The organism is Sulfitobacter sp. THAF37 (assembly GCF_009363555.1).
Classification (GTDB): Bacteria; Pseudomonadota; Alphaproteobacteria; order Rhodobacterales; family Rhodobacteraceae; genus Sulfitobacter.
On the sequence record NZ_CP045372.1, the window covers coordinates 1,613,338 to 1,638,456 of the forward strand.

Below are 25,119 nucleotides of genomic sequence, written 5' to 3' on the forward strand. Positions count from 1 at the left end.
CACCCTCCTGTCCCGATCTTGGTTAATCCAAGTTAACAAAGGGTTACTGCTTTGTCGTGACAACCCAGACAGTGAAGGTCCGTGCAAAGAAAATGGCCCGAAGCAAAAGCTTCGGGCCATGTCTTGTCAGTCTTGTCCGTCTTATACGGTGGCGCGGTTGCCGCGCGGGCCGAAGATCAGCCATGCGATGAAGCCAAGCACCGGCAGCAGGATGATTGCGATGGTCCACACGATTTTCGCGAGGGTCGACGCACCCGATGTCAGCACCTGATAGATGGCGTAAATATCGGCGATCAGGACGATAAGTCCGAGCAGGCCATATTCCATTGGTATTCTCCTTAAGTCACATACTGTGTATTGGCGGATCAACTCCGCGTGATTGGCAAAGGTTCCGGCGGTTGCGGTAGCCGATTGAAAATACTAAGGAAGCCGCATGATTACCGACCCCGAACTGGCGCTCGATCAGCGCGATGGTCTGCCCGACGCCCTGCGTGTTCTGGCAGAGGCCTATCCGCGTGCGAATTGGGAGGCGCATGAGAATTTCGGCGAGATGATCCGCTTCTGGATGGAGCGTCACGCGATGTTTAGGCAGCTGACCGACCTGTTGCAGCAGGACGCGCGGGCGCTGGCGGATGGCAAAGTGGATTTCAACACCTACGCCCCGCGCCTGTCGCAGTATGGCGGGATGCTGCTGAACCAGCTGCACGGCCACCACCAGATCGAAGATCACCATTACTTTCCGCAGCTGATCACGCTGGATGGGCGGCTTGAACGGGGCTTTGAGCTGCTCGAGACCGACCACGAGTCGATGGACGGGCTGCTGCACAACATGGCCGAAGGGGCCAACGCGGTACTTCAGGGGGGCGAAGTCGGCCCCTTTATCGAGCGGCTGGACCGGTTCACCGCGCTGTTGAACCGGCACCTGACCGACGAGGAAGAGATCGTCGTGCCCGTGGTCCTGGAAACCGGCTTCAGAGGCTAGCGCGCAGAGGGCAGGCGGGCTTCCGCCAGTCTGGGGCGACCGGCGGAACCGCGCACCGGCGCAGGCGTTTTCCTTTCATACACGCACTCAGGAAAGGAATGCGCTATGAACGATATGTCTTCTACTGCAGCACTGGTTTCTTCCGACAAAGTGAATGGAAGCGCGGTTTTCGGCACCGGCGGTGACGAAATCGGGCACATTGATCACCTGATGATCGACAAGAAATCCGGCAATGTCGCCTATGCGGTCATGGGCTTTGGCGGTTTTCTGGGCATGGGCGAAGACCACCACCCGATCCCGTGGAATGCCCTGCGCTACGACCCGTCCCGCGAGGGCTATGTGACCGACATCGACGCGGATACGTTGAAAGGAGCCCCCGAGCGCCCCGAAGGCTGGGAACGGGATCGCGCCTGGGAACAGCGCACGTTCGATCACTACGGCGTGCCGTATTACTGGATGTGATCCGAACCCAGGTTGACGCAAACACGCAAGCGGGCTTTCCAGCCCGCTTTTTCTCTGTGCATGTGGCAGGAGTTCGGCCCTATCTGTTCGGCCCTATCGTTTGCCGCGCCGCTTTACCCCGCCGCGCATGCCGCCACGGCCCATGGTGCTGCGGCCTGACGCCTTTTGCGCGTCGCCGACGGCCTTTTCCACCGCGTATTGGCGGGCCATCGGGTCGTCGGCGATGGTAAGGTCCACGGCTTCCAGCCGCTTGACCTCGTCGCGCAGGCGGGCGGCTTCTTCGAACTCCAGGTTCTCGGCGGCCTTGCGCATGTCTGTGCGCAGGCCCTCCAGTACGGCTTGCAGGTTGCCGCCGTGGGCCTTGTCCACCTTGGCGGTGACGCGGTTCATGTCCACGTCGCCCTTGTAAAGCCCCGCCAGAATATCCTCGACGTTCTTTTTCACGGTCTGGGGGGTGATGCCGTGCTCTTCGTTATAGGCCAGTTGTTTGGCGCGGCGGCGTTCGGTTTCGCCTATGGCGCGTTCCATCGACCCGGTGATCCGGTCGGCGTACATGATCACGCGACCCTCGGCGTTGCGCGCGGCGCGACCGACGGTCTGGATCAATGACGTCTCGGAGCGCAGGAATCCTTCCTTGTCGGCGTCCAGAATGGCGACCAGCCCGCATTCGGGAATGTCCAGCCCCTCGCGCAGCAGGTTGATCCCGATCAGCACGTCAAAGGCGCCCAGGCGCAGGTCGCGCAGGATCTCGATCCGCTCGATCGTGTCGATGTCGGAGTGCATGTAGCGCACGCGGATGCCCTGTTCGTGCATGTATTCGGTCAGGTCTTCGGCCATCCGCTTGGTCAGCGTGGTGCAAAGCGTGCGGTAGCCATCGGCGGCCACGCGGCGCACCTCGTCCAGCAGGTCGTCCACCTGCATTTCGACGGGACGGATTTCGATTTTCGGGTCGATCAGGCCGGTGGGGCGGATGATCTGTTCGGTGAACACACCGCCGGCCTGTTCGATCTCCCAGGCTGCGGGGGTGGCAGAGACAAAGACCGACTGCGGGCGCATCGCATCCCATTCCTCGAACTTCAGTGGCCGGTTGTCCATGCACGACGGCAGGCGGAAGCCGTGTTCGGCCAGGGTGAACTTGCGCCGGTAGTCGCCTTTGTACATGCCGCCGATCTGCGGCACGCTCACATGGCTTTCGTCGGCAAAGACGATGGCATGGTCGGGAATGAATTCGAACAGGGTGGGGGGCGGCTCACCGGGGGCGCGGCCCGTGAGGTAGCGTGAATAGTTCTCGATCCCGTTGCAGACGCCGGTGGCCTCCAGCATCTCAAGGTCGAAGTTCGTGCGCTGCTCCAGCCGCTGTGCCTCCAACAGCTTGCCATCGGCGACCAGCTGATCGAGCCGCGTGCGCAGTTCTTTCTTGATGCCGATGATGGCCTGAGACATCGTCGGTTTCGGGGTCACGTAGTGGCTGTTGGCATAGACGCGGATCTGGTCGAACGTATCCGTCTTTTCCCCGGTCAGCGGGTCGAATTCCGTGATGCTTTCCAGTTCTTCGCCAAAGAACGACAGCCGCCATGCCCGGTCGTCCAGGTGGGCGGGGAAAATCTCAAGGCTGTCGCCGCGCACCCGGAAGGATCCGCGCTGAAAGGCGGCGTCGTTGCGCTTGTATTGCTGCGCCACGAGATCCGCGATCACCTGGCGCTGGTCGTAGCTGGAGCCGGTTTTCAGATCCTGCGTCATCGCGCCGTAGGTTTCCACCGATCCGATACCGTAGATGCAGGAGACGGACGCGACGATGATCACATCGTCCCGTTCCAGCAGCGCGCGGGTGGCCGAGTGGCGCATCCGGTCGATCTGTTCATTGATCTGCGATTCCTTCTCGATGAAGGTATCGGACCGGGGGACATAGGCCTCGGGCTGATAATAGTCGTAGTAGGAAACGAAGTACTCCACCGCGTTGTCCGGAAAGAACCCCTTGAACTCACCGTAAAGCTGGGCCGCCAGCGTCTTGTTGGGGGCCAGGATGATGGCGGGGCGCTGGGTTTCCTCGATCACCCGCGCCATGGTGAAGGTTTTGCCGGTGCCGGTTGCCCCCAACAGCACCTGATTGCGCTCACCCTCCGTCACGCCCTGCGCAAGCTCCGCGATCGCCGTCGGCTGGTCGCCCGCCGCCTCGAATTCGGTCTGCAGGCGAAACTTCTTGCCGCCCTCCAGCTTGGGACGATTGCGCACATCGGGCGCCGGGTTTGTCAGAACCGGCGCGATTTCGGAGGTATCGGAATGGGCGTAGGGCATGGGCGGTCCTTGGCTGAGGAACACCATAGGTGTCGTTTTTCACGGCGGGATCAAGGGGGCAGGCGGGCCAGCTGACATGTTCTGTCAACAGGTCCTTCCGCCCCTGTCACTTCATCAGCCGCTTGCGGTTCGCCCTAACCCGACGACGCAGCGGTGTCAGGGCGGCGGACATGACCTGGTCCGGGCGCTGGCCCTTCATCATCGCTTTCCCGGCGGCTATGCCGGATTTGGTCAGCGCGGGCAGCTTCTCGGCCACCATGCGATCGTTCTCGCCGGATTTCTGGGGAATGAGCCCGCCAATGGCCATCAGGCGGAGGGTCATCACCGTCTGGGCCTCAAGGGCCAGCAGGACGGTATTGGTGGACAGGGTCAGCCAGTGCAGGGGATACATCGAAAGCTCCTTTCGAAAGATGATATACAGATAATGCTGCGTTGCGGCATTGGTAGGTCTTTCGCATTATCGACACGAAGGTCTTGCCCCATGCGCGTGATTGCCCGATATAGAGGCGCAGATCGGACCAAGGAGCCCCCATGCGCGCACGCATCTACAAGCCCGCCCGCACCGCCATGTCATCGGGCATGGCCAAAACGAAGGTCTGGCTGCTGGAATTCGCCCCTTCCGAGGCGCGCGAAGTCGATCCGTTGATGGGCTGGACGTCTTCTTCGGATACCCAGACCCAGGTCAGGCTGCGCTTCGAAACCCGCGAGGAAGCGGTGGAATACGCGCGCGAGCATGGCATCGACGCACAGGTGCAGGAACCGCAAAGCCGCAAGCCCAACCTGCGCGCGGGCGGCTATGGCGAGAATTTCGCCACCGGACGGCGCGGGGCCTGGACGCACTGACGCTGCCGTTCTGACAGCGGGGCACAGCCCGCGTGCACCGACAAGATGAAGGCCCGGACCGGCGATCCGAAAGCGCAGCACAGATGACGGCACCGCAAATGGATATCCGGTACCTCGTCACCCATTCGGGAGGCTTTCACGCGGATGAACTGCTGTCGTCGGTAGTGCTGACGCAGCTTTTTCCGCAGGCGAGGCTGATCCGCAGCCGCGAAGCCGGCTGGATCACACCGGCATCGGACCGGATCGTCTTTGATGTCGGTCGGGCGTATGACACTGACGCGGGAATCTACGACCATCACCAGGTGCCCGGACCTCTGCGGCCCGACGGGCAGCCCTACAGTTCTTTCGGCTTGATCTGGCTGCATTTTGGGCGGGCCTATCTGGCGGCGCTGGGGGTGCCCGAGGCCGCTGTCGAGACCTTGCACGCGGGGATCGACGCGGATTTCGTGCTGCCCGTGGACCTGATGGACAACGGAACGCTCGATCCCGGCAGCGCGGGGGCCTTGGCGGGATTGACGCTGCCGGTCCTGCTGGAAACCCTGAAACCCGACTTCGATGACCGCGCCCCGCAGGCCGACGACACGGCCTTTGCCACCGCGCAGCACATCGCCCGCGCGTTTCTGGATGCAGCGGTCAAGGGGCGCGCGGCCAAACAGCGCGCGGCAGGGGTCGTGAAGGCGGCCATTGAGGGTGCAGGCGATGCCGCGGTGCTGGAACTGCCCATGGGCATGCCGTTCCGCGCCGTGATCGAGGACGCCGGCGCCGACCACCTGCTGTTCGTGGTGCATCCGCGCGAAACCGACTGGGCCATCTCCGCCATCCGCAAGCACGCCGACAGCTTTGCCCTGCGCGCCGATCTGCCCGCGGCCTGGGCCGGGCTGACCGGGGCAGAGCTGGAACAGGTCAGCGGCGTTCCCGGCGCCCGGTTCTGCCACGCGGCGCGGTTCCTCGCCATTGCCGCCGACCGTCATGCCGCGTTGCGTATGGCCGCGCTGGCGGTCGAGGCGGCGCAAACGCCCGGTTGAGCCCTAGGTCGTGTTGACATTCATTTTCGCCCACCCGTTTCAGTCCAAAATTGCTCAGTTCCAGGCAAGAGAGCGTAGGAATAGCCAGCTATTTCAAGCTCTCCTAACGCAGAAATGGGCAATTTTGGCGAAACCCCTGCGGGGCGCGGCGGATTTTGCCTCTGCCATCCCGGATGTTCGCTTCCAATGATCACATTGCTGCGCTCACATCAGGGCGCCAGCGGCAAAATCCGTCTCGCGCGGGTGGTCGACAATGAATGTCAACACGACCTACGAGGCTTGCCAAGTCAGGCGTGATGGTGGAAAACCCCGCCCAGCGGTCCCTTAGCTCAACTGGATAGAGCAGCTGACTTCTAATCAGCAGGTTGAGGGTTCGAGTCCTTCAGGGATCGCCATTTTGATGTTTCTGCCTTCGCCTGTCCATCGTGCGCCCCCTTCTTTTGTGCGATCTCGCTATCGGGCCATTTCTGCGGAAACATCATGCCCGACAAGGCACAAGGGGGTATGCGGCGGGGTTTCGGGAAGAGGGGATCGAGACGTGGCATCGGCGCAGTCGTCAGCCAGAAACGGTCAGATAACTTCTTCGCGCGGTCTTTGAGCTATGAAACACGCCGCTGCGCGGTAAACTATGGGTGCTGATCGAAATGGTGCTGCTGGAGAGAATTGAACTCTCGACCTCTCCCTTACCAAGGGAGTGCTCTACCTCTGAGCTACAGCAGCGCCGATGAGGCGGGTCATTAGACGCAATCCGACAATCGTGCAACCCCAATCTGGACGCTCTTCGGTCGCTGCGGTACACACGCTTCATGGCGGAGCGGCAGGACCCTAAGAAACCCGGCAGGAACGCCTCCACGCGGGAGGAACGGCTGAAGGCTGCGCTGAAGGCGAACATGGCGCGGCGCAAGGCCCAGATGCGGGCGCGCGTGGCACAAAACCCAACGGAGAGCCGCGAAGGCTCCAGTGAGGAAAGCAGTTAAAATGGATTCGATTCTGGTTCGAGGGGGCGGTGCGCTTGAGGGAGAAATCCCGATCGCGGGGGCGAAGAATGCCTGTCTGGCTTTGATGCCCGCAACGCTGCTGTCGGACGAACCGCTGACGCTGACCAATGCGCCGCGCCTCAGCGACATCCGCACCATGACGCAGCTCCTGGCCTCGCTCGGGGCCGAGGCGACATCGCTGCAGGACGGTCTGGTGCTGGCCCTGTCGTCGCATGGGGCGATCAACACGCACGCGGATTACGATATCGTGCGCAAGATGCGCGCCTCCAACCTGGTTCTGGGGCCGCTGCTCGCGCGGGAGGGCCATGCGGAAGTGTCGCTGCCGGGGGGCTGCGCCATTGGCGCACGGCCGATGGACATTCACACCGACGGGCTGGCGAAAATGGGTGCCGAGATCGAACTGCGCGACGGTTATCTGCATGCCAAGGCAAGCGGCGGCAGTCTGAAGGGCGCGGTCATCGACTTTCCCTTCGCCTCCGTCGGGGCGACCGAGAACATCATGATGGCCGCGACCCTGGCCAAGGGGACCACGGTGATCAACAACGCCGCCCGCGAGCCCGAAATCGTCGACCTGGCGACCTGTCTGCGGGCGATGGGCGCGCAGATCGACGGTGACGGCACGTCGCGGATCGAGATTCAGGGCGTGGACCGCCTGCATGGCGCGACCCACCGGGTCGTGACCGACCGGATCGAGCTGGGCACCTACATGCTGGCGCCGGCGCTCTGCGGCGGAGAGGTGGAATGCCTGGGCGGGCGGATCGACCTGCTGGAAGCCTTCTGTGAGAAGCTGGACGCTGCGGGTATCTCCGTGACCGAAACGGACAAGGGGCTGAAAGTCGCGCGCAAGAATGGCCGCATCGGCGCCGTGAACGTGACGACAGAACCCTTCCCCGGCTTTCCGACCGACTTGCAGGCGCAGATGATGGCGCTGCTCTGCACGGCGGAAGGCACCTCGGTTCTTGAGGAGAAGATCTTTGAAAACCGCTTCATGCACGCGCCGGAGCTGATCCGGATGGGGGCCGATATAGAGGTGCATGGCGGCACCGCGACGGTCAGGGGCGTGCAGAAACTCAAGGGCGCGCCGGTCATGGCGACGGACCTGCGCGCGTCGATTTCGCTGATCCTCGCCGGGATGGCGGCAGAGGGCGAAACCAAGGTCGCCCGTGTTTATCATCTGGACCGGGGCTATGAACATGTGGTGGCCAAGCTTTCGGGTGTGGGCGCCGATATCGAACGGATCAAGGACGCATGACCGAGGACGCAAGGTTTGAAGATGGCCGCGAGGCCCCGCTGAACATCGGCGTGCTGGATGCCGACGACCTCAAGATCGTTGCATCGCTGACGCAGGACGCGGTCTTTCCGGCGTCCGAAATGCGCTGGGACCGGAAGGGGGCGCGCTTTGCGCTGCTGCTGAACCGCGTCCGGTGGGAGGACGCGGGCACGGCACGCCATGCGCCCGAGCGCGTGCAATCGCTGCTGGTATTCAACACCGTGCAACAGGTCGCCTCGCAGGGCGTGACAAAGGGCGATGCCGACACGATCCTGTCGTTGCTCAGCATCGACTTTGACGAAACGGATGCGCCATCGGGGCATGTGGACCTGACGCTGGCCGGTGACGGGGCGATCCGATTGACGGTCGAGGCGCTGGAGGCCACGCTGCGCGACGTCACGCGGCCCTATGCGGCACCGTCGGGTAAATTGCCCCGGCATGAGGACTGAGGTTCGCGTCGCCACGGCTGATGACGCCGAGAACTGGCGCGAACCGGTCCGTTAAGGGACGCCGTACAGGCTTTGCCGCCGTCCCGTCAGGCGGCGTGTGATCCAAAAGCGCCCCGCCCGGCGTAAGCCGGGCATCGCCCGACCTCCCCCAGGAGGGCGATTTTACAGGCGCTGCCTAGTCACGGTCGAGTTGCGGGATGATGTGTTCTGCGTCGCCAATAGGGCTGAGCGCCCTCCAGGTCGGGCGATACCCGGCCTGGCGCCTCGCCGTCCCGCAAACTCTTGAGGGTTGTCGATGCGGCGGCTATGCACGGGCCAGCAAAAGGATGCGCCCATGCCCGTGTTTCTCGATCAACGCCAGCCCGACTTTGAGGATGGTTTTGCCGCGCTGCTGAATGCCAAGCGCGAGGACAGCCCCGATGTGGATGCCACCGTGGCCCGGATCATCGAGGACGTGCGCGCGCGCGGCGATGCGGCGGTGATCGAACTGACCGAGAAATTCGACCGGATCGCCCTGACAGCGGACAAACTGGCCATCAGCGCCGATGAGGTCGCGCAGGCGGTCGACAGTGTCGCCGCCGCCGAACGTGCGGCCCTGGAAACCGCCGCTGCACGCATCCGCGCCTACCACGCGCGGCAATTGCCGGAAGACGCGCAATGGACGGACGAGGCCGGTGCAACGCTCGGCTGGCGCTGGTCCCCGGTTTCGGCGGCAGGGCTCTACGTGCCCGGCGGGCTGGCCAGCTACCCCAGTTCCGTTCTGATGAACGCGATCCCAGCCGCCGTGGCCGGTGTCGGACGCCTCGCCATGGTGGTGCCGACCCCTGACGGCGTGCTGAACCCGCTGGTTCTGCTGGCGGCGCAGCTGTCCGGCGTGACGGAGATCTACCGCATCGGCGGCGCGCAGGCAGTGGCGGCGCTGGCCTACGGCACCGAAACCATCGCGCCGGTGGACAAGATCACCGGCCCCGGCAACGCCTTTGTCGCGGCGGCCAAGCGCCGGGTCTTTGGCAAGGTCGGCATCGACATGATCGCCGGTCCGTCCGAGATCCTTGTGATCGCGGACGGGGACAATGACCCCGACTTCATCGCGCTCGACCTCTTGAGCCAGGCGGAGCATGATGAAAGCGCGCAGAGCATTCTGATCACCACGGACGCCGACTTTGGCCGGGCGGTGGCTGCGGCGGTGGACCGGCAGCTTGAAACCCTGGACCGGCGGGCCATCGCGGGGGCGTCGTGGCGCGACAACGGGGCGATCATCACCGTGCCTGACCTTGCCACTGCCGCCGCCCTGTCGGATCGGATCGCGCCGGAACACCTTGAGCTTTGCGTGGCCGACCCCGAAGCGTTGAGCGCGCAGATCACCCACGCCGGGGCGATCTTCCTTGGCCAGTGGACGCCCGAGGCGATCGGCGACTATGTCGGCGGGCCGAACCACGTGCTGCCCACGGCCCGCTCCGCCCGGTTCTCCTCGGGCCTGTCGGTGCTGGATTTCATGAAACGCACCACGCTGGCGCGGATGACGCCCGAGGCGCTGCGCGCCATCGGCCCCGCGGCGGAAACCCTGGCGGCGTCGGAAAGCCTGCAGGCCCACGGGCTGAGCGTCACGGCGCGGCTGAACAAGCTGAACCGGTGATCGCCACGCGCACGCTGCGCCGCGGCACCGTTGCGATTGCCCCGGACGGCGGGCTGCGCTATGGCTGGAGCACTTTTCTGCCTGAGGTCTTCCATGTCCCGCATCTCCCATATCGTGCTTCACGACGCCAATCTGCCGCCCCCCACACCCGAGATCGAGCAGGAGCGAAAGGTCGCGATGTTCGATCTGCTGGAAGACAACACCTTTGTCATTCCCGCGCGGGGGGATCGTCCGGTGCCCGCAGGGCCCTACCACCTGGGCCTGTCGATACGCGACAAGCGGCTGGTCTTTGACGTGGCGACCGAGAACGAGGAGAAGGCGGCAGAATTCCATCTGTCGCTCGGGCCGTTCCGCCAGGTGGTGAAGGACTATTTCCAGATCTGCGAAAGCTACTTCGAAGCGGTCAAGAAACTGCCCCCCAGCCAGATCGAGACGATTGATATGGCCCGTCGCGGCATCCACAACGAAGGCTCCCGCGTCCTGCAGGAACGGCTGGAAGGCAAGGCCGAGATCGACATCGACACCGCACGCCGTCTGTTCACCCTGATCTGCGTTCTGCATTTCGGCGGCTGAGCGATGGCGGACCTTCCCCAGTCCGTTCTGTTCTGCTGCGATCACAACGCAGTACGCTCGCCCATGGCAGAGGGCATCATGAAAAAATTCTACGGCACCGATACCTACGTGCAATCGGTGGGCGTCAAGAACGACCTGGAAATCGACGGCTTTTCCATCGCGGTCTGTGCCGAGATCGGTGTCGAACTGTCGCGCCACCGCTCGCGCAGTTTCGACGAGATGGAGCAATGGGGCGATGACCTGTCATCCTTTGACCTGGTGATCGCCCTGTCCCCGGCCAGCCAGCGCCGCGCACTGGAACTGACGCGGTTCTTTCACCTCGATGTCGAATACTGGCCCATTCTCGACCCTACAGGACTGGGCGAGGGGCGCGAGGCCAAGCTGGTGCAGTTTCGTGCTGCCCGCGACCAGATCAAAACCCGCCTGATCGACCGTTTCGGCGATCCGGTCTGCCCTGTTACGTAGGATTTTCTCATGGCCGACATCATCAAGACCTATTTCGATGCCTTTAACGCAGGCGATACCGACGGCATGCTGGCCTGCCTGACCGATGACGTGGCGCATCATGTCAACGAAGGGAAGGTGCGCGAAGGCAAGGCGAAGTTCGCGGAGTTTTGCGCCCACATGAGCCGCTGCTACAAGGAAAACCTGACCGACATGGTGGTTTTCTCTGACCCTGATGCTACGCGGGCAGCCGCGGAATACGTGGTCAACGGCACCTACCTTGAAACCGACGCGGGACTGCCCGAGGCACGTGGCCAGGGCTACCGGCTGCCGGCGGGGTCATTCTTTGACCTGCGGGAGGGTCGAATCAGCCGCATCACCACCTATTACAATCTGGCGGACTGGACCGCGCAGGTCAGCTGAGATGGCCTTGCGGATCACGCCCCTCACGGGGGCCGCGCTGGTCAGGGCACTGCCGAGCGTGGCCCGGCTGCGCATCGCGGTCTTTGCGGAATGGCCCTACCTCTACGACGGCGACCCGGCCTATGAGGAGCGGTACCTGCAAAGCTATCGCGACAGCGACAGTGCCATCGTTGTCGGGGCTTTCGATGGCGATGTGTTGGTCGGCGCCAGCACCGGGACGCCCCTGACGGATCACGCGGATGATTTCGCTGCCGCATTTGCCCCGACCGGGGTTGACCTTGGGCAGGTGTTCTACTGCGCCGAAAGCGTCCTGCTGCCCGCGTACCGGGGGCAGGGGGCGGGGCACAGCTTCTTCGCCGCCCGCGAGGACCATGCGCGGAGACTGGGATTTGCCAAAAGCTGTTTCTGCGCGGTGATCCGCCCCGAGGACCACCCGGCGCGCCCCGCCGGGTACCGCCCTCTCGATGGCTTCTGGCGGGCGCGGGGGTACCGGCCGCTCGACGGGGTGATCGCCCGGTTCCGCTGGAAGGATCACGGCGAGACGGAAGAGACGGCGAAACCCCTGCAATTCTGGATACGCGACCTCTGAGGGCGCCGGAGTTTTTGAAAACTCCGGGCAAATTTCTTCAAAGAAATTTGGCCCCTGCTCAGGTTTGGGCGCAGACGGCTGCGGCGTTCTGGCCGAACTCTTTCCACGCCTTCCAGAACCGTTCGTTGTTGGCATTGTCCGACTGGCGGATTTCCTGCAACTGGTGCGGGTCCCGGAACATCTTGGCGCCGCGCCGTTGGTCCCGTGCGGACAGCGACTGGTCCGCTACCGCCTGCACACAGCCGCAGCGCGTGGGCGATGACCCCTTGCGGCCATCCGCCTCGCAGGCCCTCTGGATCGGCCCGCTGGCAAAGGGCACCACCGGCACCGCCGCATAGCCCCCGCCGTAGCCCGCTGCATTGCTGCTGGAATATCTGCTGCCGCCCCCACAGGCGGCCAGCCCCAAAACGGCGACAAGCGCCACACCGATACGCATCATCTTTCCTGCCTTCTCACCGGACCGTGGGATTTGCCCCTTGGTGGTCCTCGTTTGCTCTGGCCGGGATTATGCACGACAAGCGCCGGCTGGGCAATTCACGTTTGATTGCGGAACCGTCCCCGTGGGCCGGCCACCGTCGCACCGGCGGTCGATATGCCACCTTGACCAGCCCTACAAAGCGCCGCATATCCCCATACATGACACCGCTTTCGCACATCCGCAATTTCTCCATCGTGGCGCATATCGACCACGGTAAATCGACGCTTGCCGACCGGCTGATCCAGCTCACCGGGACGGTGGCCGAACGCGACATGAAGGAACAGCTTCTCGACGCGATGGACATCGAGCGCGAGCGCGGCATCACCATCAAGGCCAACACCGTGCGCATCGACTATCCCGCGCAGGACGGTGAGACCTATGTGCTGAACCTGATCGACACACCCGGCCATGTCGACTTCGGCTACGAGGTCAGCCGCTCGATGCAGGCGGTCGAAGGGTCGCTGCTGGTTGTCGATGCCTCCCAGGGGGTCGAGGCGCAGACGCTTGCCAATGTCTACCAGGCCATCGACGCGGACCACGAGATCGTGCCGGTGCTGAACAAGGTCGATCTGCCCGCCGCCGACTGCGCCCGCGTGCGCGAACAGATCGAAGACGTGATCGGCATCGAGGCGCACGACGCGGTCGAGATCAGCGCCAAGACCGGCGTGGGCATCCCGGACGTGCTGGAAGCCATCGTGAAACGCCTGCCGCCCCCCGAAGGCGGCGACCCCGATGCGCCGCTCAAGGCGATGCTGGTCGATTCGAAATACGACCAGTACCTGGGCGTCATCGTCATTGTCCGGATCATCGACGGCACCCTGAAAAAGGGCGACCGCATCCGCATGATCAAGACCGGCGGCACCTACGACGTGGACGACGTCGGCGTCTACCGGCCTGCAATGACGTCTGTCAAAAGCCTCGGCCCCGGCGAAATCGGCTATCTGAACGCGTCGATCAAACAGGTGCGCGACACCCGCGTGGGCGACACCATCACCCTTGAAAAGCGCCCCTGCGAAAAACCCCTGCCGGGTTTCAAACCTTCCCAGCCCGTGGTTTTCTGCGGATTGTTCCCGGTGGACAGCTCCGAATTCGAAGACCTGCGCGAAGCGATCGAGAAACTGGCCCTCAACGATGCCAGCTTCTCCTTCGAGATGGAGACCTCGGCCGCACTTGGCTTCGGCTTTCGCTGCGGGTTCCTCGGCCTTCTGCATCTGGAGGTGATCCGCGACCGGATCGAACGGGAGTACGACATCGAGCTGATCACCACCGCGCCGTCGGTGATCTACCACGTCCACATGAAGGACGGCGAGATGCGCGAGTTGCACAACCCCGCCGACATGCCGGACCTGACCCATGTGGACCACATGGAAGAACCACGCATCAAGGCCACGATCCTGGTGCCGGACGAATACCTTGGCGACGTGCTGAAGCTCTGCCAGGACCGGCGAGGCATCCAGCAGGATCTGACCTATGCGGGCAGCCGCGCGATGGTGGTTTATGACCTGCCGCTGAACGAGGTGGTCTTCGACTTCTACGACCGGCTGAAATCTGTGACCAAGGGGTATGCCTCCTTCGACTACCAGATGATCGGCTACCGCCAGGACAACCTGGTCAAGATGCAGATCCTGGTGAACGACGAACCCGTGGATGCGCTGAGCACGATGGTCCACCGAGACCGGGCCGAGATGCGCGGCCGCGCGATGGTCGAAAAGCTGAAAGACCTGATCCCGCGCCACATGTTCAAGATCCCGATCCAGGCGGCCATCGGCGGCAAGGTCATCGCCCGCGAAACCCTGTCCGCCATGCGCAAGGACGTGACCGCCAAATGCTATGGCGGCGACGCCACCCGCAAGAAGAAGCTGCTGGAGAAGCAGAAGGCGGGCAAGAAGAAGATGCGCCAGTTCGGCAAGGTGGATATCCCGCAGGAAGCTTTCATCAGCGCACTGAAAATGGACAGCTAAAGCTGGCCATTTCCAGCGCGGATGAAAGACGGTGGGGTGAGAGTCTCGCGCAGCGGGGCGAGGCCCCACACCGGTAGGGCGGCGCGCTTAATCCGCCACCCAATGCCAAACCCAAAAGGGTTTGGCAGCGCCCGTGTCCGGCGCTTCGCGCGTTCAGCTCTTAATTGATCCTCTGGATCAGTTCCTAGATGGGCCTTACCCACTCCCACGGGGCGGGCGCTTCGCTTTTTCGGGCTCCGCCCGCTCCGGCCTGAAACTGTCCACTGGACAGTTCCCAAGACGGCCTTCGCCCCTTCGGTACGGGCGCAGTGGAAGGTTTAGAGGGTATCGCGAAGCGGCTGACCCTTCAGCCGCCTCTCTTACCCCTTCAGCGCCTCGATCCGTTCCGACGCCTCCGCCTTCGTCAGGCCGTCCTGAAACTCTTCGCCGTGCTGCTCGCACAGGGTCTTGAGGTAGCTGGCCTGCGCGCCGGTCATCGGCTCGTCGCCGGTGACCCAGTCCTCGGGGTCCTTTTCCGCGTTTCCGGTGGGGTTGTTCTTGGGGTTGTCGGTCATTGGTGTTCTCCTTTTGTTTACCAATGCGCGACGGGGCGTGGCGGTTCCGCTCAGGCCCGGTAAAACAGATACCGGCCGTCCGCCACTGTCTCCGGCCCCGCGATGCGTTCGAACCCCTCCAGCGGATCCTGCGAGATCACCAGCCCGCCGGGCACCAGCAGCGGGGCGATCAGCGGGCTCAGCCCACGGCTCTTGACCGCGTCGGCCTCGGGCACGCCGATGCCAAGCTCGTAATGCACCAGCGAGAGCCGCGTGCCCGCCCGGGCCATCCGGTCCAACATGCGGTCGGCGTCGCCCTGCAGGAAATCCGCCTCTGGCGGGACGCAGGAGGGATGCGCGTTCATCTCGCGGTCGATGACCCAGATGCGGCGGTCGGGCAGGCCCGCGCGCAGGTGATCGTAGGTGCGCCCGTTGCCCAGACCCAGTTCCAGCACATCGCCTTGCAGGTTTGCGATCTGCGCCGCGGCCCAGTTCAGCCCCTCGATCTGGGCGGTCAGGCGGCGGCGCATGGATTCGAGACGGCTCATGGCAGGGGTCCTTTCAGGGACAGCAGGTTGATCGGCGTCGCGCCACCCATCAGCAGGGTGGACACGCAGGCATGCGTGAACTCCCAGATCGCGGCGTCATGGACAAGGTGATGCGTCAGCACACCCAGCGGTTCCGTGGCATCGGTGCGGCCTGCGCGGCGGTCCTGCAGCTGCTGCACAAGGGTGGCGATCTGAGCGTCGGGGTCCGCCAGCCCGCCGCCGCCGCGCCAGTGGATCGGATCGACATGGGTGTTGATCTGCACCAGCCCCGGCGCGGCGTCGCGCGTGGTGCGCGGCGTGTAGGTGGACAGCGCCCGAAAGCCCATTGCGGGCAACGCCGCCGTGACCGAGGGGTCGACCCGGTTCCAGGGGGGCACGAACATCTCGAACAGCCCGTCCCGGAACAGGCCGCGCAGTCGGGTCAGCCCCGCCTGAGCCTCAGCCGCGGCACCGGGGCGGGGATGGCCGAACTCGGCCTTTTTCTGGCCCAATGGCGCGTGGTTTTCATGCGCCCAGCCATGCACCAATGCCGTGGCATGGGGGCGGTCCCGCAGGGTTTCGGCCAGGGCGGGTGTCGCCAGGGCCGGGATCACGGCCAGGTGTACCGGCAGGCCCAGTGTCCCTGACAGCGTCAGCAGCCGGTCCAGCGCGGGGGTGGGGTCGGTCGCGTCGTCGTCGCGCCACCACAGGGGCAGGGCGCGGGCCTCTGCCCGCCATATCGCCAGTTCGGCGGTCAGCGTGGACCAGTCGGGCTTCATCGCCGCACCCTCCGCAGCGCCGCGACGATCTCGACCGTTCGGGCGGCTCCGTCCAGGCCCTCGCGCAGCGGTGTGGGGCGCGGGCCCGAGGTGATCTGTGCCAGCGCGTCCAGCAGGGCGTCGGCGGTCAGTTCGGCGCTGCGCAGGACCGCGAAACCCCGGCGCTGTGCCAGAGCCTTGGCCCGCAGGCCCTGTTCCACCTCGCTGCCCGCGTCGAAGGGAATGAACACCGCGGGGCAGCCGGTCTGCAGCAGGTCCAGCGCGGTGTTGTAGCCGCACATGGAAACGGAGGCCGCCGCGTGGTGCAGCATCTGGCGGAAGTCCGGTCGGGCGGGTTCGACGATCATGTTGGGCGGGCCGGTCATCTCTGCGGCGCGTGCCGTCGCATTGGCGCCGCCCAGCAGCAGCCGCCATGTCCGGTCCGGATCGGCCGCCGCGGCCGTGCGGGCGGCGGCGAATATCTCCGCCCCGACGTCGCCGCCGCCCGCGCTGACGATGATCTCTCCCGTTCCGGTCCGCTCGGGGTGCGGGGGGGCGGTCGGGGGAGCGACGAACCCGGTGTAGCGCAATCTGGCCTCTAGCGCGGGCGACACCGGCCAGCTCAGGTCAAGGGGGGTGATGTCGGCATCCGCGTGCACCAGGACAGCATCGTAGTAGGCAGCGATGATCTCTTCGGCGAAGGCGGCTTTCTTCGGATTCGTCGGCGGCGCAAGGATGTCGCGGATCGAGGCGCAGATCAGCGGTTGCTGCGGTGCCGCCCGTGCGGCGTCAAGCAGGGCGCGGAATTCGGCCCGCAGGATACGCCGGCCAAAGGGAAAGAGTTCGGTCATCACCACATCGGGGGTCATGTCGTGAAAGGCCGACAGCAGGGCAGTCTGGCGCGCGGCGAGGAAGGTGCCGGACACCTCGGCGTCGCGATCGTCCAGAAGCCGCGTAAAGTCGACACCGTCCGACCGCACGGGCGGCAGTTGCGTCAGCGGCAGGTCTGGATCGGCCAGATGCGGCGCGGGCATCCCGCCCGAGACGACCCGGACCCTGTGCCCGCCTTGCCGGAAGGCGCGCGCCAGCGTCAGGGCGCGCGACAGGTGCCCGGTGCCCAGCAGGTGCGTCACCACGATCATCACCTTCATGGCGTGACCCCGGTCAGTCTGACCGGCTCTGCCGTCGGGTGCCAGCCGGAAGCCGTGATGTCGATCACGTAAAGCCGGTTGCGCTTGACCGCAAAGGGGGCCGGGCCGTCGAAATCCCAGCCGTGCGCATGGGCCAGCAGAACCCGCATCACGCCGATGTGGCAGACCGCCACCGCGTCGCCCGTCAGCGCCTGTGCCCAGGCAAGGACGCGGGCGCGGACCTCGGCGGGGCTTTCGCCGCCGGGCGGGGCGTGGTGCCAGCCCCAGGCTTCGATCGGGCGGTAGTCGCTGTGGGGGTCGTCGTGCAGATCGGGCCGTGTCCGGCCTTCCCAGTCGCCCCAGTGCATTTCGGTCAACGCCGCATCCGTCAGGGGGGGCTGGCCACTGACCAGCCGCGCGGTTTCCACGGCGCGGTGCAGCGGGCTGGACCAGACCGCGGCGCGGTCCCAGGGCGGGGGCAGCGACAGCGCCGACAGCTGTGCGCGTGCCTCGTCGTCCAGCGGTATGTCCGTGCGGCCCTGGATGCGCCCCGCGCGATTCCACGCGGTGTGGCCGTGGCGCAAGAGGGCAAGGCGGCTCATGTCACCCCCGCGGCGGCGAGGCCCGCGCGCAGGCTGTCCATCGCGGCAGGCCGCAGGTGATGCCTGGCCACATGGTCGCGCGCCAAGTCACCCTGCCGCGCCCGCAGGTCGGGGTCTTGCAGCAATTCGGTCAGGCGGTGGGCCAGCGCGGCGGCGCCCGCCTCGGGCGGTGGCGGGGTGCCGGGGGCCAGCACGTCGCGAACGCCCGGGCGGTCCTGCGCCACCACGGGCAGACCCGCCGCCTGCGCTTCCAGATAGACGAGGCCGAAGGCCTCGTTCACGCCGGGCCAGAACAGCAGCGATGCGCGGGCATAAGTCCGGGCCAGCTCCGTCTCTGCCAGCGCGCCCAGCAGGCGTACCCGGCTGCCAAATGGCGCCATCAATTGCGCCACCTGCGCCCGCGCCGGGCCATCGCCGGCGATCTCAAGCGACCAGTCTCCCGGCACCAGCGCCAGCGTTTCGGCGATGATGCGGTAGGAGGCCAGTTTGTCCCCCGCGCGCATCATGCCGACGCTCAGCATGGGACCGCTCCGTGTGGCGGCGTCCGGCAGGCTGTCCCGGTCCAGGAACGGCCGCAGGCGGTACAGGTGCTGACCCGGCGGCGCATCCCGGCGCAGCGTCTCGGCATCGCGTTCGGTGACGTGAAAGATGACCGCCGCGGCATCCGCTGCCGCCTCTGCTGCGGTCGCGTAACCGGCCCACGGCCCGACGAGCCGTTTGCGTGCGCGGGTGGATTCCACCTGAAGATAGGGGATGCCCAGGGCCCGCGCCACGGCGGGGCCGATCAGGTCCGGGGCCTTGTAGTAATTGTGGTAACTGATCCAGGCCTGCCAACGGGTCTGACGGCCCTGCGCGATGAGGCGGGCAATCTCGGCCTCGGCCTGTGCCATCGTCCGTGACTGGAAAGCGGGGTTTCCCGCGCCGTCGCGGCTGCGCAGGGTGCTGGCCAGCGAGACGTCGGCGCCGATCCCCTCCAGCGCGGCGATCAGGCTGCGGGCCATCGCGCGGTCGCCGGAAGGCACGGGGTGATCGGGTGGCTTGAGGGGCGCGTAGAAGGCGAGCCGCATCATCCCCCCTGCGCAAGCATCTGGGTCAGGCGCCGTTTCAGATGCGCGATCCCCGGCTGCATCAGGAACTCCGACGTCAGCCGCGCGTGGGCGGCCTCTGCCATCCGCGCGGCACGCGCCGGGGCGGTGGCAAGGTCGGTCATCGCGGCGGCCAGCCGGTCGGGGGCGTCGTCGCTCAGCACCCCATGGGTGCCGTTGTCGATGAATTCGGGAATGGCGGAAACCGGCGTGCTCAGGATCGGCAGCTTCTGGCTGGCCGCCTCCATCAGCACATTGGGCAGGCCGTCGCGGTCCCCGTCCGCCGCGATGCGCGACGGCAGCACGAACAGATCGGCGGCGCGCATGGCCGCGATGACCTCCGGCTGGTCGCAGGCCCCCCGCCAGGTGATCCGGTCGCTGACACCGTGGGCGTCGGCGCGGGCACGCATCTGTGCGTCCAGCGCCCCGCCACCGATGTGTGTCCAGTGCCAATCCAGGCTGGCGGGCAGCAGCGCCAGCGCGTCGATCAGGTTGTCAAAGCCCTTTTTCTCGACCAGCCGCCCCACCGACATCATCTGAAAGGGGGCGTCGGCAGCGCGCAGCGTCCGCTCCGGCGGGGCGGGGAAACGGCTCAGGTCCAATCCGTGATACACCAGATCGACCCGGGCGGGCGTATCGGCCAGCCCCTGAAGATGCGCCGCCCCGAAAGCGGTGCAGGTCGCGCCAAAGGCGGCGCCGTGGTGCCGCGCCGACAGCTTTTCGCGCAGCTCCCAGTCGGGCGAGGTCCAGATGTCCTTGGCATGGGCCGAAAAGGACCACGGCATTCCCCTCAGGATCGCCGCGTAGCGCGCGACCGAGGAGGGCGTGTGCAGAAAATGCGCATAAAGGCCCGCAACGTCCTGCGGCAACTCATGGGCCATGACGCAGGCCTGCCCCCAGCGGCGGCGGCGGTTGGGGGTGTCGTCGCGGCCCAGATCGTCGGCAAAGGCGGCAGCGGCGGCATCGAAACCCGGCAGGTCGGCGGCCGCCCCGATGGCGCGGGCCACGCGTTTTGGTTCATCGCGCAGGTATTCCGGCAGGTACCGCACCTGCGCCTTCAACCGGTCGTGCAGCGGATGCGTCTTGCGGTCTGTGGGGTGCCGCAGCGACCATATGTCGAAGTCCAGCCCCGCACCCTCAAGCGCGACGAGTTCCTGCGCGATGAAGGTTTCGGACAGGCGCGGCCAGCCCTTGACCACCACGGCCAGCCTGCCTGCAGTCACGCGCGGGCCTCCTGCGCCATCAGGGCACGTGCCCTTGTGACCACCATCTCCAGCCCGTCCAGTAGCCCGTCCGCCCCTGCCATCGACGGTTTGTCCTGCTGCGGCAGGGCACGGATCGCGTCGATCATCGCGTCGGCGGTCATTCCGTCGCGGGTTTCGTCCAGCATCCGCACCAGTCCGCGCTGTTCGGCGCGGCTGGCCCTGATCCATTGCTCAAGCCGCGGCTTAGTGCGCGGCACGATGATCGCGGGCTTGTCAAAGGACAGGACCTCGCAGAACGTATTGTAACCGCCCATGCAGATGACCCCTTCCGCCCGGGCGAACAACGCCTCGATCCGGCTGTCGAAACCCGTGGCAATCACGCTCCCGCCCAGCTTGGCCACCCGCGCGTCAAAGGCCGCGCGGACCTCGCCCGACAAAAAGGGGCCGTAGACCAGCACCGCGTCCGGTCCCAGCGAGGGATCGTTCTCGTAAGCTTCCAGCACCAGCGAGACCATGGCAGCCCCATCGCCGCCGCCGCCCGGCGTGACCAGGATATAGGGCCGTTCGGGCACATCGGAGGCGTCGGTGACGCTGCGGCGCAGATAGCCTGTCCAGTGCATCCGGGCGCGGGTGGCTTGCGACAGCTCCAGCCCCTCGGTCGGATCATAGACATCGCGGGCACCATAGACCCAGATCTCGTCATAAAAGCGTTCCGTCGCCTCGATGGCACCCTTGCGCGCCCATTCGGCCCCGATCACCGCGGGTTCGTCCAGCACATCCCGCAGGCCCAGCACGCAGGGAACCTTGCCCTTCCTGTCCAGCCATTCCAGCGTCGGCAGCAGCTCTCCGCGAAAGCCGGTCGGTTCCTTGTCCACGATCAGCAGGTCGGGCTGGTATTGTTCCACCGAAGTCTGGATCAGACCGGCCCGCAGGGAGGTTGTCTGGTCGATGTCCATACCCAGCGTCTGGCTTATGTAGGACCCGTCGGGCAGCTTGGTCACACCGGGCAGGCGGATGTGATCGACCCGCTCGGGAAAGGTAAAGCGCCCGGCCACCGGAGATCCGGTCAGGATGATCGCGGACGATTTGTCGTCCCCCTTGGTCAGCGCCGTGGCCAGGGCACGCGACCGGCGCAGGTGGCCCAGCCCGAAGGTGTCGTGGCTGTAGAACATGATCCTGCGGGATGTGGCCCGGCGTGCCAGGCTGACGGTCTGTGCCATTCGTTCCATTTGGCCCCGCTCCGGTTCCGAGTTCATCAGGACGCGGCCCGGTGGCTCGCTTGTTGTGGACGGCTGGCGCGGCGGACCGGCACGAAGGGAAGTAGACATTGGCGGGCAGGTTGCGGCATGGGCGGTCTTTCCGGTTTCAGAGTGGCAGCCCGTGGCGCCTGCTTTCCGCTATGCCACAGATTACACGGCTTTGTAAAACCTCCGGCGCGAAATTCAACGCCACAGGCCACGCAGGGCGGCGCTGCGGCGATTGCAATGATTTGTCCCATGACATAGCGTGATCCGACCTGATGGCGGGGGAAATCATGCGCTACCTCTTATGTCTCATCGTGGCGTTGATGATATGTCTGCCCGCACCCGATGTGCGGGCGCAGGGGCTGGGGCCGCTGGTGACGCAGGATCAGGCGCCAACGACGCAGGCCGAAGAGAAAATCGAACAGATCATCCGCAAGGCTGCCGAAAACGGTGTCGGAGTGGTGGTGATCGACAGCGACGGCAACCTGCTGAACCAGCCCGCCACAGAACCGCCGGATGCCGCGGCGGATGAGGAAATGGCGAGCTCACCTCTGATGGCGGCACAGGAGAGGGCGACGCACTTGCGCGCCGCCCTCGCCGAGCGGCTGCTGCGGCTGCCCGATGCCTTCAACGAGGTTGTCTATATCCTGCGTGCAGCCAGCCCGGATGGCACCATCCGGGCCTTTGGCAGGATACTGCTACTGTGCCTCGCGCTGTTCGCGGTCGGGGCCCTGTTCGAAAGGTATGTCTTCGGCAGGCGGATCATGCGGGGATATGTGACCGCCCGCGTGCGGGACAATCCGCGCGGCTATGTCGAAAAGATGCCCTTTCTGGTGATGCGTTTCGCGGTTGGGGTGGTGGGAATCCTCGTGTCGATGCTGGTCGCCTATGTTCTGGGCTTCATCATCTTCGGCACGCAGGATGACACGGCGGTGCAGTTCACTGTGGCCCTGATCAACATCGGCTATTTCATGTGCCGTCTGGTTGCCGGGATCTGGCGGATGATCCTGTCGCCGTTTCTCAGCCAGTACCGGATTCCGCATTTCAGCGACCGGGACGCAAAGCGGCTGCACCGGTGGCTTTGGATGCTGGCCATCCTGGATGTCTGCACGATCCTGTTCGGAATATGGATTGCCGAGCTGGGTCTGAACTACGAAGTCTATGCCTTTCTTTCCGCGATGATGTCGGCGGGTATCGTTCTGATGAACATCCTGATGGTCCTGATCAACCGCCGCGCGATCAGCCTTGCGCTGCGGAACGGGAAATCCCTTGCGGAATGCAGTTTACTCGTGCGGTTCCTGTCGCGGGCATGGGCGCCGGGGATGATCGTCTACGTCATCTTTGCCTGGCTCGAACTGACCGCTGATCTGGTTCTGGGAACCCCGTCGTCCATCCCGCTGATCGCGGGGGCCTACGGGATCACGATGTCGATCATCGTGGTCTACGGTGTGATCAACTACCTGATCGAACGCAACTTTGCCCGTGCGCGGGCGATACGCCGGATGAACGAACGGCTGGCGCAGGAGGAAAGCCAGGAAGCCGACCTGATCGCGGCGGAAAAGGCGCATGACCTCAACGCAGACGAGAATGTGGCGCGGCTGGAAGGCGACCTGGCCGAGACCCGTGCCGCCGTCGCGGAAGAGGAACAGCGTTTGAGCCATATGCAGTACCAGCATCTGAATTCCTTTGAGGCTCTGGCCGGTCGCGTGGCGGGTATCCTCGCCTTTGTCGCGGGGACCTATGCGTTCTTCTATATCTGGGACAACGATGGCGCACGGATGGTCGAAAGCTATGCCGACCGGTTTCTCGACATCCTGACGATCATCTTTATCGGATATATCGTCTATCATGCCTTTCGCATCTGGATCGACAACAAGATCGCCGAGGAAACCGGCGACGAACAGGACGTCGAACTGGGGGATGAGGGCGGCGGTTCGTCGGCAAGCCGGCTTGCGACGCTGTTGCCGCTGTTTCGGAATTTCATTCTGATCCTGGTGGTGGTGACGTTGCTGCTGATCGTGCTGATGCAGATGGGCATCAATGTCGGACCCCTGTTCGCCGGTGCCGGTATCGTCGGCGTGGCGATCGGTTTCGGCTCGCAGGCGCTGGTGCGCGACATTTTCGCCGGGGCGTTCTTTCTGTTCGACGACGCCTTCCGCAAGGGTGAATACCTCGACGTGGGCGATGTGAAAGGGACGGTCGAAAAGATCTCCGTCCGGTCTTTCCAGCTGCGCCATCACCTGGGCGCGCTGCACACGATCCCCTTTGGCGAATTGCAGGTCATCACCAACTACAGCCGCGACTGGGTGATGATGAAGCTGCCGCTGCGCGTGACCTATGACACGGACGTCGAAAAGGTGCGCAAGCTGATCAAGAAGCTGGGCCAGGACCTGCTGGAAGATCCGGTGATCGGGGACAATTTCATTCAGCCTCTGAAATCGCAGGGCGTGATCGAAATGCAGGACAGCGCCATGATCATCCGGGTCAAGTTCATGACCAAGCCGGGCGATCAATGGCTGGTGCGCAAGAAGGTTTACGAAGAGATACGCGCCCTGTTCGAACGCGAAGGGATCAAGTTTGCGCATCGCGAGGTGACTGTGCGTCTGGCCGATGGCAAGGTCGAGGACCTGAGCGAAGCGGACCGCAAGGCGGTGACCGCCGCGGTCCAGGCCCATATCGAGGAGGAGGAGGAGGCAGGCGCCGGGGGCGGTGCCGGAGACGACCGGTGATCCGTCGACAGGGCGGGGGGACGGGCCCGTCGCGCTTTGACAACGCAGGTCGGGAACCTATGTCTTTGGCAGATTGAACAGGAGGATCACAATGTCACAGACCCGCCGTCATTTCCTTGCCACCTCTGCCGCAGCAGCGGGTGTCGTTACGCTTCTTCCCTACGCCGCCCGCGCGGCGGCGCACGCGGGTGATACCTTTGAAACGGATGCCGGTCCGATCACCGTGCATCCTGTGTCGCATGCGTCTTTCGTGATGGAGACACCCAAGGGGACGATTTATGTCGATCCGGTGGGCGAGCCCGCGCAATATGCGGATTTCCCGCCGGCCGATCTGGTGCTGATCACCCATGAACATGGTGATCACTACAATGCCGAGACGCTGGCGGCGCTGGTGGGCGCGTCCACGCAGCTGATCACCAACCCGGCGGTCCACGATATGTTGCCCGAGGCGTTGCGCGGCAAGGCCAGTGCCGTCGCCAACGGCGAGACGGCGCAGTTCGCTGAGATGAACATCGAGGCAATCCCGGCCTACAACACCACCGAAGAGCGCAAGAATTTCCATCCCGAGGGGCGGGACAACGGATATGTGCTGAACTTTGACGGGTTCCGGGTGTATATCTCGGGCGATACCGAAGACATTCCCGAAATGAGGGAGCTGTCGGACATCGACCTGGCATTCGTTTGCATGAACCTGCCCTTTACCATGGATGCCACGGCTGCGGCCTCGGCCGTTGCCGAGTTTGCGCCGACATATGTCTATCCCTACCATTACCGGGGCCGCGATGGCGGTACTCAGGATCCGGAAGCCTTTGCCAGTGGCGTGGGCACCGAGGTCGAGGTGAAGATGGGCGACTGGTACGGCTGATCCGGTTTCGAAC

Annotated in this window: 26 protein-coding genes and 2 tRNA genes; 15 read left to right on the forward strand and 13 right to left on the reverse strand. The window is 64.8% G+C overall.

The window, feature by feature from the left end:
• Positions 1–141: 141 nt before the first annotated feature.
• Entirely contained in the window at positions 142–327 is a 186-nt protein-coding gene (locus FIU94_RS07975) for a PLDc N-terminal domain-containing protein (RefSeq protein ID WP_152465276.1), read from the reverse strand.
• 106 nt (positions 328–433) lie between these two features.
• On the opposite strand from FIU94_RS07975, the gene FIU94_RS07980 reads away from it, so the two are divergent.
• Both FIU94_RS07980 and FIU94_RS07985 read left to right on the forward strand, forming a co-directional pair.
• Positions 434–982 carry a hemerythrin domain-containing protein gene (locus FIU94_RS07980; protein ID WP_152465278.1) on the forward strand — a complete coding sequence of 183 codons (549 nt, stop codon included), beginning with the start codon at positions 434–436 and terminating at the stop codon, positions 980–982.
• A gap of 105 nt (positions 983–1,087) precedes the next feature.
• Complete coding sequence (locus FIU94_RS07985; protein WP_152465280.1) at positions 1,088–1,444, forward strand: PRC-barrel domain-containing protein; 357 nt, start codon at positions 1,088–1,090, stop codon at positions 1,442–1,444.
• Between the two features lie 93 nt (positions 1,445–1,537).
• On the opposite strand, the gene uvrB is transcribed toward FIU94_RS07985, so the two are convergent.
• Positions 1,538–3,739, reverse strand: coding sequence for an excinuclease ABC subunit UvrB (uvrB, locus tag FIU94_RS07990; RefSeq protein ID WP_152465282.1), 2,202 nt, complete (start codon positions 3,737–3,739; stop codon positions 1,538–1,540).
• A gap of 106 nt (positions 3,740–3,845) precedes the next feature.
• Complete coding sequence (locus FIU94_RS07995; protein WP_152465284.1) at positions 3,846–4,130, reverse strand: antifreeze protein; 285 nt, start codon at positions 4,128–4,130, stop codon at positions 3,846–3,848.
• A 140-nt stretch (positions 4,131–4,270) separates the two neighbouring features.
• Between FIU94_RS07995 and FIU94_RS08000 the strand changes: the two genes are divergently transcribed.
• From FIU94_RS08000 to FIU94_RS08010, 3 genes are all read left to right on the forward strand, one after another.
• The gene (locus tag FIU94_RS08000; RefSeq protein ID WP_152465286.1) at positions 4,271–4,582 is read left to right on the forward strand and encodes an ETC complex I subunit; all 312 of its coding nucleotides are present in this window, start codon (positions 4,271–4,273) and stop codon (positions 4,580–4,582) included.
• Positions 4,583–4,680: 98 nt separating this feature from the next.
• On the forward strand, positions 4,681–5,607 hold the full coding sequence (locus FIU94_RS08005) for an MYG1 family protein (RefSeq protein WP_152466982.1): 927 nt from the start codon (positions 4,681–4,683) through the stop codon (positions 5,605–5,607).
• Positions 5,608–5,925: 318 nt separating this feature from the next.
• A tRNA-Arg gene (locus FIU94_RS08010) sits at positions 5,926–6,002 on the forward strand.
• Between the two features lie 250 nt (positions 6,003–6,252).
• On the opposite strand, the gene FIU94_RS08015 is transcribed toward FIU94_RS08010, so the two are convergent.
• Positions 6,253–6,327, reverse strand: a tRNA-Thr gene (locus FIU94_RS08015).
• A 258-nt stretch (positions 6,328–6,585) separates the two neighbouring features.
• Here FIU94_RS08015 and murA point away from each other — a divergent pair.
• The 7 genes from murA (at position 6,586) to FIU94_RS08050 (ending at position 11,989) form a co-directional block, all read left to right on the forward strand.
• Entirely contained in the window at positions 6,586–7,857 is a 1,272-nt protein-coding gene (murA, locus tag FIU94_RS08020; RefSeq protein ID WP_152465287.1) for a UDP-N-acetylglucosamine 1-carboxyvinyltransferase, read from the forward strand.
• Positions 7,854–8,324: a DUF2948 family protein gene (locus FIU94_RS08025; protein WP_152465289.1), complete on the forward strand. Its 471-nt coding sequence runs from the start codon at positions 7,854–7,856 to the stop codon at positions 8,322–8,324. Before murA ends, FIU94_RS08025 begins: the two co-directional genes overlap by 4 nt.
• A gap of 334 nt (positions 8,325–8,658) precedes the next feature.
• Positions 8,659–9,960, forward strand: a complete 1,302-nt coding sequence (gene hisD / locus FIU94_RS08030) for a histidinol dehydrogenase (RefSeq protein WP_152465291.1) — start codon at positions 8,659–8,661, stop codon at positions 9,958–9,960.
• Positions 9,961–10,053: 93 nt separating this feature from the next.
• Positions 10,054–10,533: a UPF0262 family protein gene (locus FIU94_RS08035; protein ID WP_152465292.1), complete on the forward strand. Its 480-nt coding sequence runs from the start codon at positions 10,054–10,056 to the stop codon at positions 10,531–10,533.
• Positions 10,534–10,536: 3 nt separating this feature from the next.
• Positions 10,537–10,998, forward strand: coding sequence for a low molecular weight phosphatase family protein (locus tag FIU94_RS08040; RefSeq protein WP_152465294.1), 462 nt, complete (start codon positions 10,537–10,539; stop codon positions 10,996–10,998).
• 9 nt (positions 10,999–11,007) lie between these two features.
• Positions 11,008–11,400, forward strand: coding sequence for a ketosteroid isomerase-related protein (locus tag FIU94_RS08045; protein ID WP_152465295.1), 393 nt, complete (start codon positions 11,008–11,010; stop codon positions 11,398–11,400).
• A 1-nt stretch (position 11,401) separates the two neighbouring features.
• Positions 11,402–11,989 (forward strand): GNAT family N-acetyltransferase, encoded by a 588-nt coding sequence (locus FIU94_RS08050; protein ID WP_152465297.1) that lies wholly within the window; start codon positions 11,402–11,404, stop codon positions 11,987–11,989.
• 58 nt (positions 11,990–12,047) lie between these two features.
• On the opposite strand, the gene FIU94_RS08055 is transcribed toward FIU94_RS08050, so the two are convergent.
• Positions 12,048–12,428: a hypothetical protein gene (locus tag FIU94_RS08055; RefSeq protein ID WP_152465299.1), complete on the reverse strand. Its 381-nt coding sequence runs from the start codon at positions 12,426–12,428 to the stop codon at positions 12,048–12,050.
• A gap of 197 nt (positions 12,429–12,625) precedes the next feature.
• Between FIU94_RS08055 and lepA the strand changes: the two genes are divergently transcribed.
• Positions 12,626–14,428, forward strand: a complete 1,803-nt coding sequence (lepA, locus tag FIU94_RS08060; RefSeq protein ID WP_152465300.1) for a translation elongation factor 4 — start codon at positions 12,626–12,628, stop codon at positions 14,426–14,428.
• A gap of 359 nt (positions 14,429–14,787) precedes the next feature.
• Here the strand turns inward: lepA and FIU94_RS08065 are convergent, their stop codons facing one another.
• From FIU94_RS08065 to FIU94_RS08100, 8 genes are read right to left on the reverse strand one after another with little or no spacing between them, the layout of a single operon-like run.
• On the reverse strand, positions 14,788–14,982 hold the full coding sequence (locus FIU94_RS08065; protein WP_152465302.1) for a DUF3072 domain-containing protein: 195 nt from the start codon (positions 14,980–14,982) through the stop codon (positions 14,788–14,790).
• 50 nt (positions 14,983–15,032) lie between these two features.
• Positions 15,033–15,509 carry a class I SAM-dependent methyltransferase gene (locus FIU94_RS08070; protein ID WP_152465304.1) on the reverse strand — a complete coding sequence of 159 codons (477 nt, stop codon included), beginning with the start codon at positions 15,507–15,509 and terminating at the stop codon, positions 15,033–15,035.
• Positions 15,506–16,267, reverse strand: a complete 762-nt coding sequence (locus tag FIU94_RS08075) for a polysaccharide deacetylase family protein (protein ID WP_152465306.1) — start codon at positions 16,265–16,267, stop codon at positions 15,506–15,508. The genes FIU94_RS08070 and FIU94_RS08075 overlap by 4 nt, the downstream gene beginning before the upstream one ends.
• Positions 16,264–17,397 (reverse strand): glycosyltransferase family protein, encoded by a 1,134-nt coding sequence (locus FIU94_RS08080; protein WP_152465308.1) that lies wholly within the window; start codon positions 17,395–17,397, stop codon positions 16,264–16,266. The genes FIU94_RS08075 and FIU94_RS08080 overlap by 4 nt, the downstream gene beginning before the upstream one ends.
• On the reverse strand, positions 17,394–17,978 hold the full coding sequence (locus tag FIU94_RS08085; protein ID WP_152465310.1) for a histidine phosphatase family protein: 585 nt from the start codon (positions 17,976–17,978) through the stop codon (positions 17,394–17,396). The genes FIU94_RS08080 and FIU94_RS08085 overlap by 4 nt, the downstream gene beginning before the upstream one ends.
• Positions 17,975–19,048, reverse strand: a complete 1,074-nt coding sequence (locus FIU94_RS08090; RefSeq protein ID WP_254702634.1) for a glycosyltransferase family 4 protein — start codon at positions 19,046–19,048, stop codon at positions 17,975–17,977. The genes FIU94_RS08085 and FIU94_RS08090 overlap by 4 nt, the downstream gene beginning before the upstream one ends.
• Positions 19,045–20,286, reverse strand: coding sequence for a glycosyltransferase family 4 protein (locus FIU94_RS08095; RefSeq protein ID WP_152465311.1), 1,242 nt, complete (start codon positions 20,284–20,286; stop codon positions 19,045–19,047). Before FIU94_RS08095 ends, FIU94_RS08090 begins: the two co-directional genes overlap by 4 nt.
• A complete protein-coding gene (locus FIU94_RS08100; RefSeq protein WP_254702635.1) occupies positions 20,283–21,488 on the reverse strand; it encodes a glycosyltransferase family protein in 1,206 nt (401 codons plus the stop codon). The genes FIU94_RS08095 and FIU94_RS08100 overlap by 4 nt, the downstream gene beginning before the upstream one ends.
• Before the next feature lie 314 nt (positions 21,489–21,802).
• On the opposite strand from FIU94_RS08100, the gene FIU94_RS08105 reads away from it, so the two are divergent.
• Positions 21,803–24,241 (forward strand): mechanosensitive ion channel domain-containing protein, encoded by a 2,439-nt coding sequence (locus tag FIU94_RS08105; protein ID WP_152465314.1) that lies wholly within the window; start codon positions 21,803–21,805, stop codon positions 24,239–24,241.
• A 91-nt stretch (positions 24,242–24,332) separates the two neighbouring features.
• Entirely contained in the window at positions 24,333–25,106 is a 774-nt protein-coding gene (locus tag FIU94_RS08110; protein ID WP_152465315.1) for an MBL fold metallo-hydrolase, read from the forward strand.
• The last annotated feature ends 13 nt before the right edge of the window (positions 25,107–25,119 follow it).

Coding starts and splice junctions, on each gene's coding strand:
- FIU94_RS07975 (WP_152465276.1), bottom strand. CDS start 327: ATGGAATATGGCCTGCTCGGACTTATCGTCCTGATCGCCGATATTTAC.
- FIU94_RS07980 (WP_152465278.1), top strand. CDS start 434: ATGATTACCGACCCCGAACTGGCGCTCGATCAGCGCGATGGTCTGCCC.
- FIU94_RS07985 (WP_152465280.1), top strand. CDS start 1,088: ATGAACGATATGTCTTCTACTGCAGCACTGGTTTCTTCCGACAAAGTG.
- uvrB (WP_152465282.1), bottom strand. CDS start 3,739: ATGCCCTACGCCCATTCCGATACCTCCGAAATCGCGCCGGTTCTGACA.
- FIU94_RS07995 (WP_152465284.1), bottom strand. CDS start 4,130: ATGTATCCCCTGCACTGGCTGACCCTGTCCACCAATACCGTCCTGCTG.
- FIU94_RS08000 (WP_152465286.1), top strand. CDS start 4,271: ATGCGCGCACGCATCTACAAGCCCGCCCGCACCGCCATGTCATCGGGC.
- FIU94_RS08005 (WP_152466982.1), top strand. CDS start 4,681: ATGGATATCCGGTACCTCGTCACCCATTCGGGAGGCTTTCACGCGGAT.
- murA (WP_152465287.1), top strand. CDS start 6,586: ATGGATTCGATTCTGGTTCGAGGGGGCGGTGCGCTTGAGGGAGAAATC.
- FIU94_RS08025 (WP_152465289.1), top strand. CDS start 7,854: ATGACCGAGGACGCAAGGTTTGAAGATGGCCGCGAGGCCCCGCTGAAC.
- hisD (WP_152465291.1), top strand. CDS start 8,659: ATGCCCGTGTTTCTCGATCAACGCCAGCCCGACTTTGAGGATGGTTTT.
- FIU94_RS08035 (WP_152465292.1), top strand. CDS start 10,054: ATGTCCCGCATCTCCCATATCGTGCTTCACGACGCCAATCTGCCGCCC.
- FIU94_RS08040 (WP_152465294.1), top strand. CDS start 10,537: ATGGCGGACCTTCCCCAGTCCGTTCTGTTCTGCTGCGATCACAACGCA.
- FIU94_RS08045 (WP_152465295.1), top strand. CDS start 11,008: ATGGCCGACATCATCAAGACCTATTTCGATGCCTTTAACGCAGGCGAT.
- FIU94_RS08050 (WP_152465297.1), top strand. CDS start 11,402: ATGGCCTTGCGGATCACGCCCCTCACGGGGGCCGCGCTGGTCAGGGCA.
- FIU94_RS08055 (WP_152465299.1), bottom strand. CDS start 12,428: ATGATGCGTATCGGTGTGGCGCTTGTCGCCGTTTTGGGGCTGGCCGCC.
- lepA (WP_152465300.1), top strand. CDS start 12,626: ATGACACCGCTTTCGCACATCCGCAATTTCTCCATCGTGGCGCATATC.
- FIU94_RS08065 (WP_152465302.1), bottom strand. CDS start 14,982: ATGACCGACAACCCCAAGAACAACCCCACCGGAAACGCGGAAAAGGAC.
- FIU94_RS08070 (WP_152465304.1), bottom strand. CDS start 15,509: ATGAGCCGTCTCGAATCCATGCGCCGCCGCCTGACCGCCCAGATCGAG.
- FIU94_RS08075 (WP_152465306.1), bottom strand. CDS start 16,267: ATGAAGCCCGACTGGTCCACGCTGACCGCCGAACTGGCGATATGGCGG.
- FIU94_RS08080 (WP_152465308.1), bottom strand. CDS start 17,397: ATGAAGGTGATGATCGTGGTGACGCACCTGCTGGGCACCGGGCACCTG.
- FIU94_RS08085 (WP_152465310.1), bottom strand. CDS start 17,978: ATGAGCCGCCTTGCCCTCTTGCGCCACGGCCACACCGCGTGGAATCGC.
- FIU94_RS08090 (WP_254702634.1), bottom strand. CDS start 19,048: ATGATGCGGCTCGCCTTCTACGCGCCCCTCAAGCCACCCGATCACCCC.
- FIU94_RS08100 (WP_254702635.1), bottom strand. CDS start 21,488: ATGGCACAGACCGTCAGCCTGGCACGCCGGGCCACATCCCGCAGGATC.
- FIU94_RS08105 (WP_152465314.1), top strand. CDS start 21,803: ATGCGCTACCTCTTATGTCTCATCGTGGCGTTGATGATATGTCTGCCC.
- FIU94_RS08110 (WP_152465315.1), top strand. CDS start 24,333: ATGTCACAGACCCGCCGTCATTTCCTTGCCACCTCTGCCGCAGCAGCG.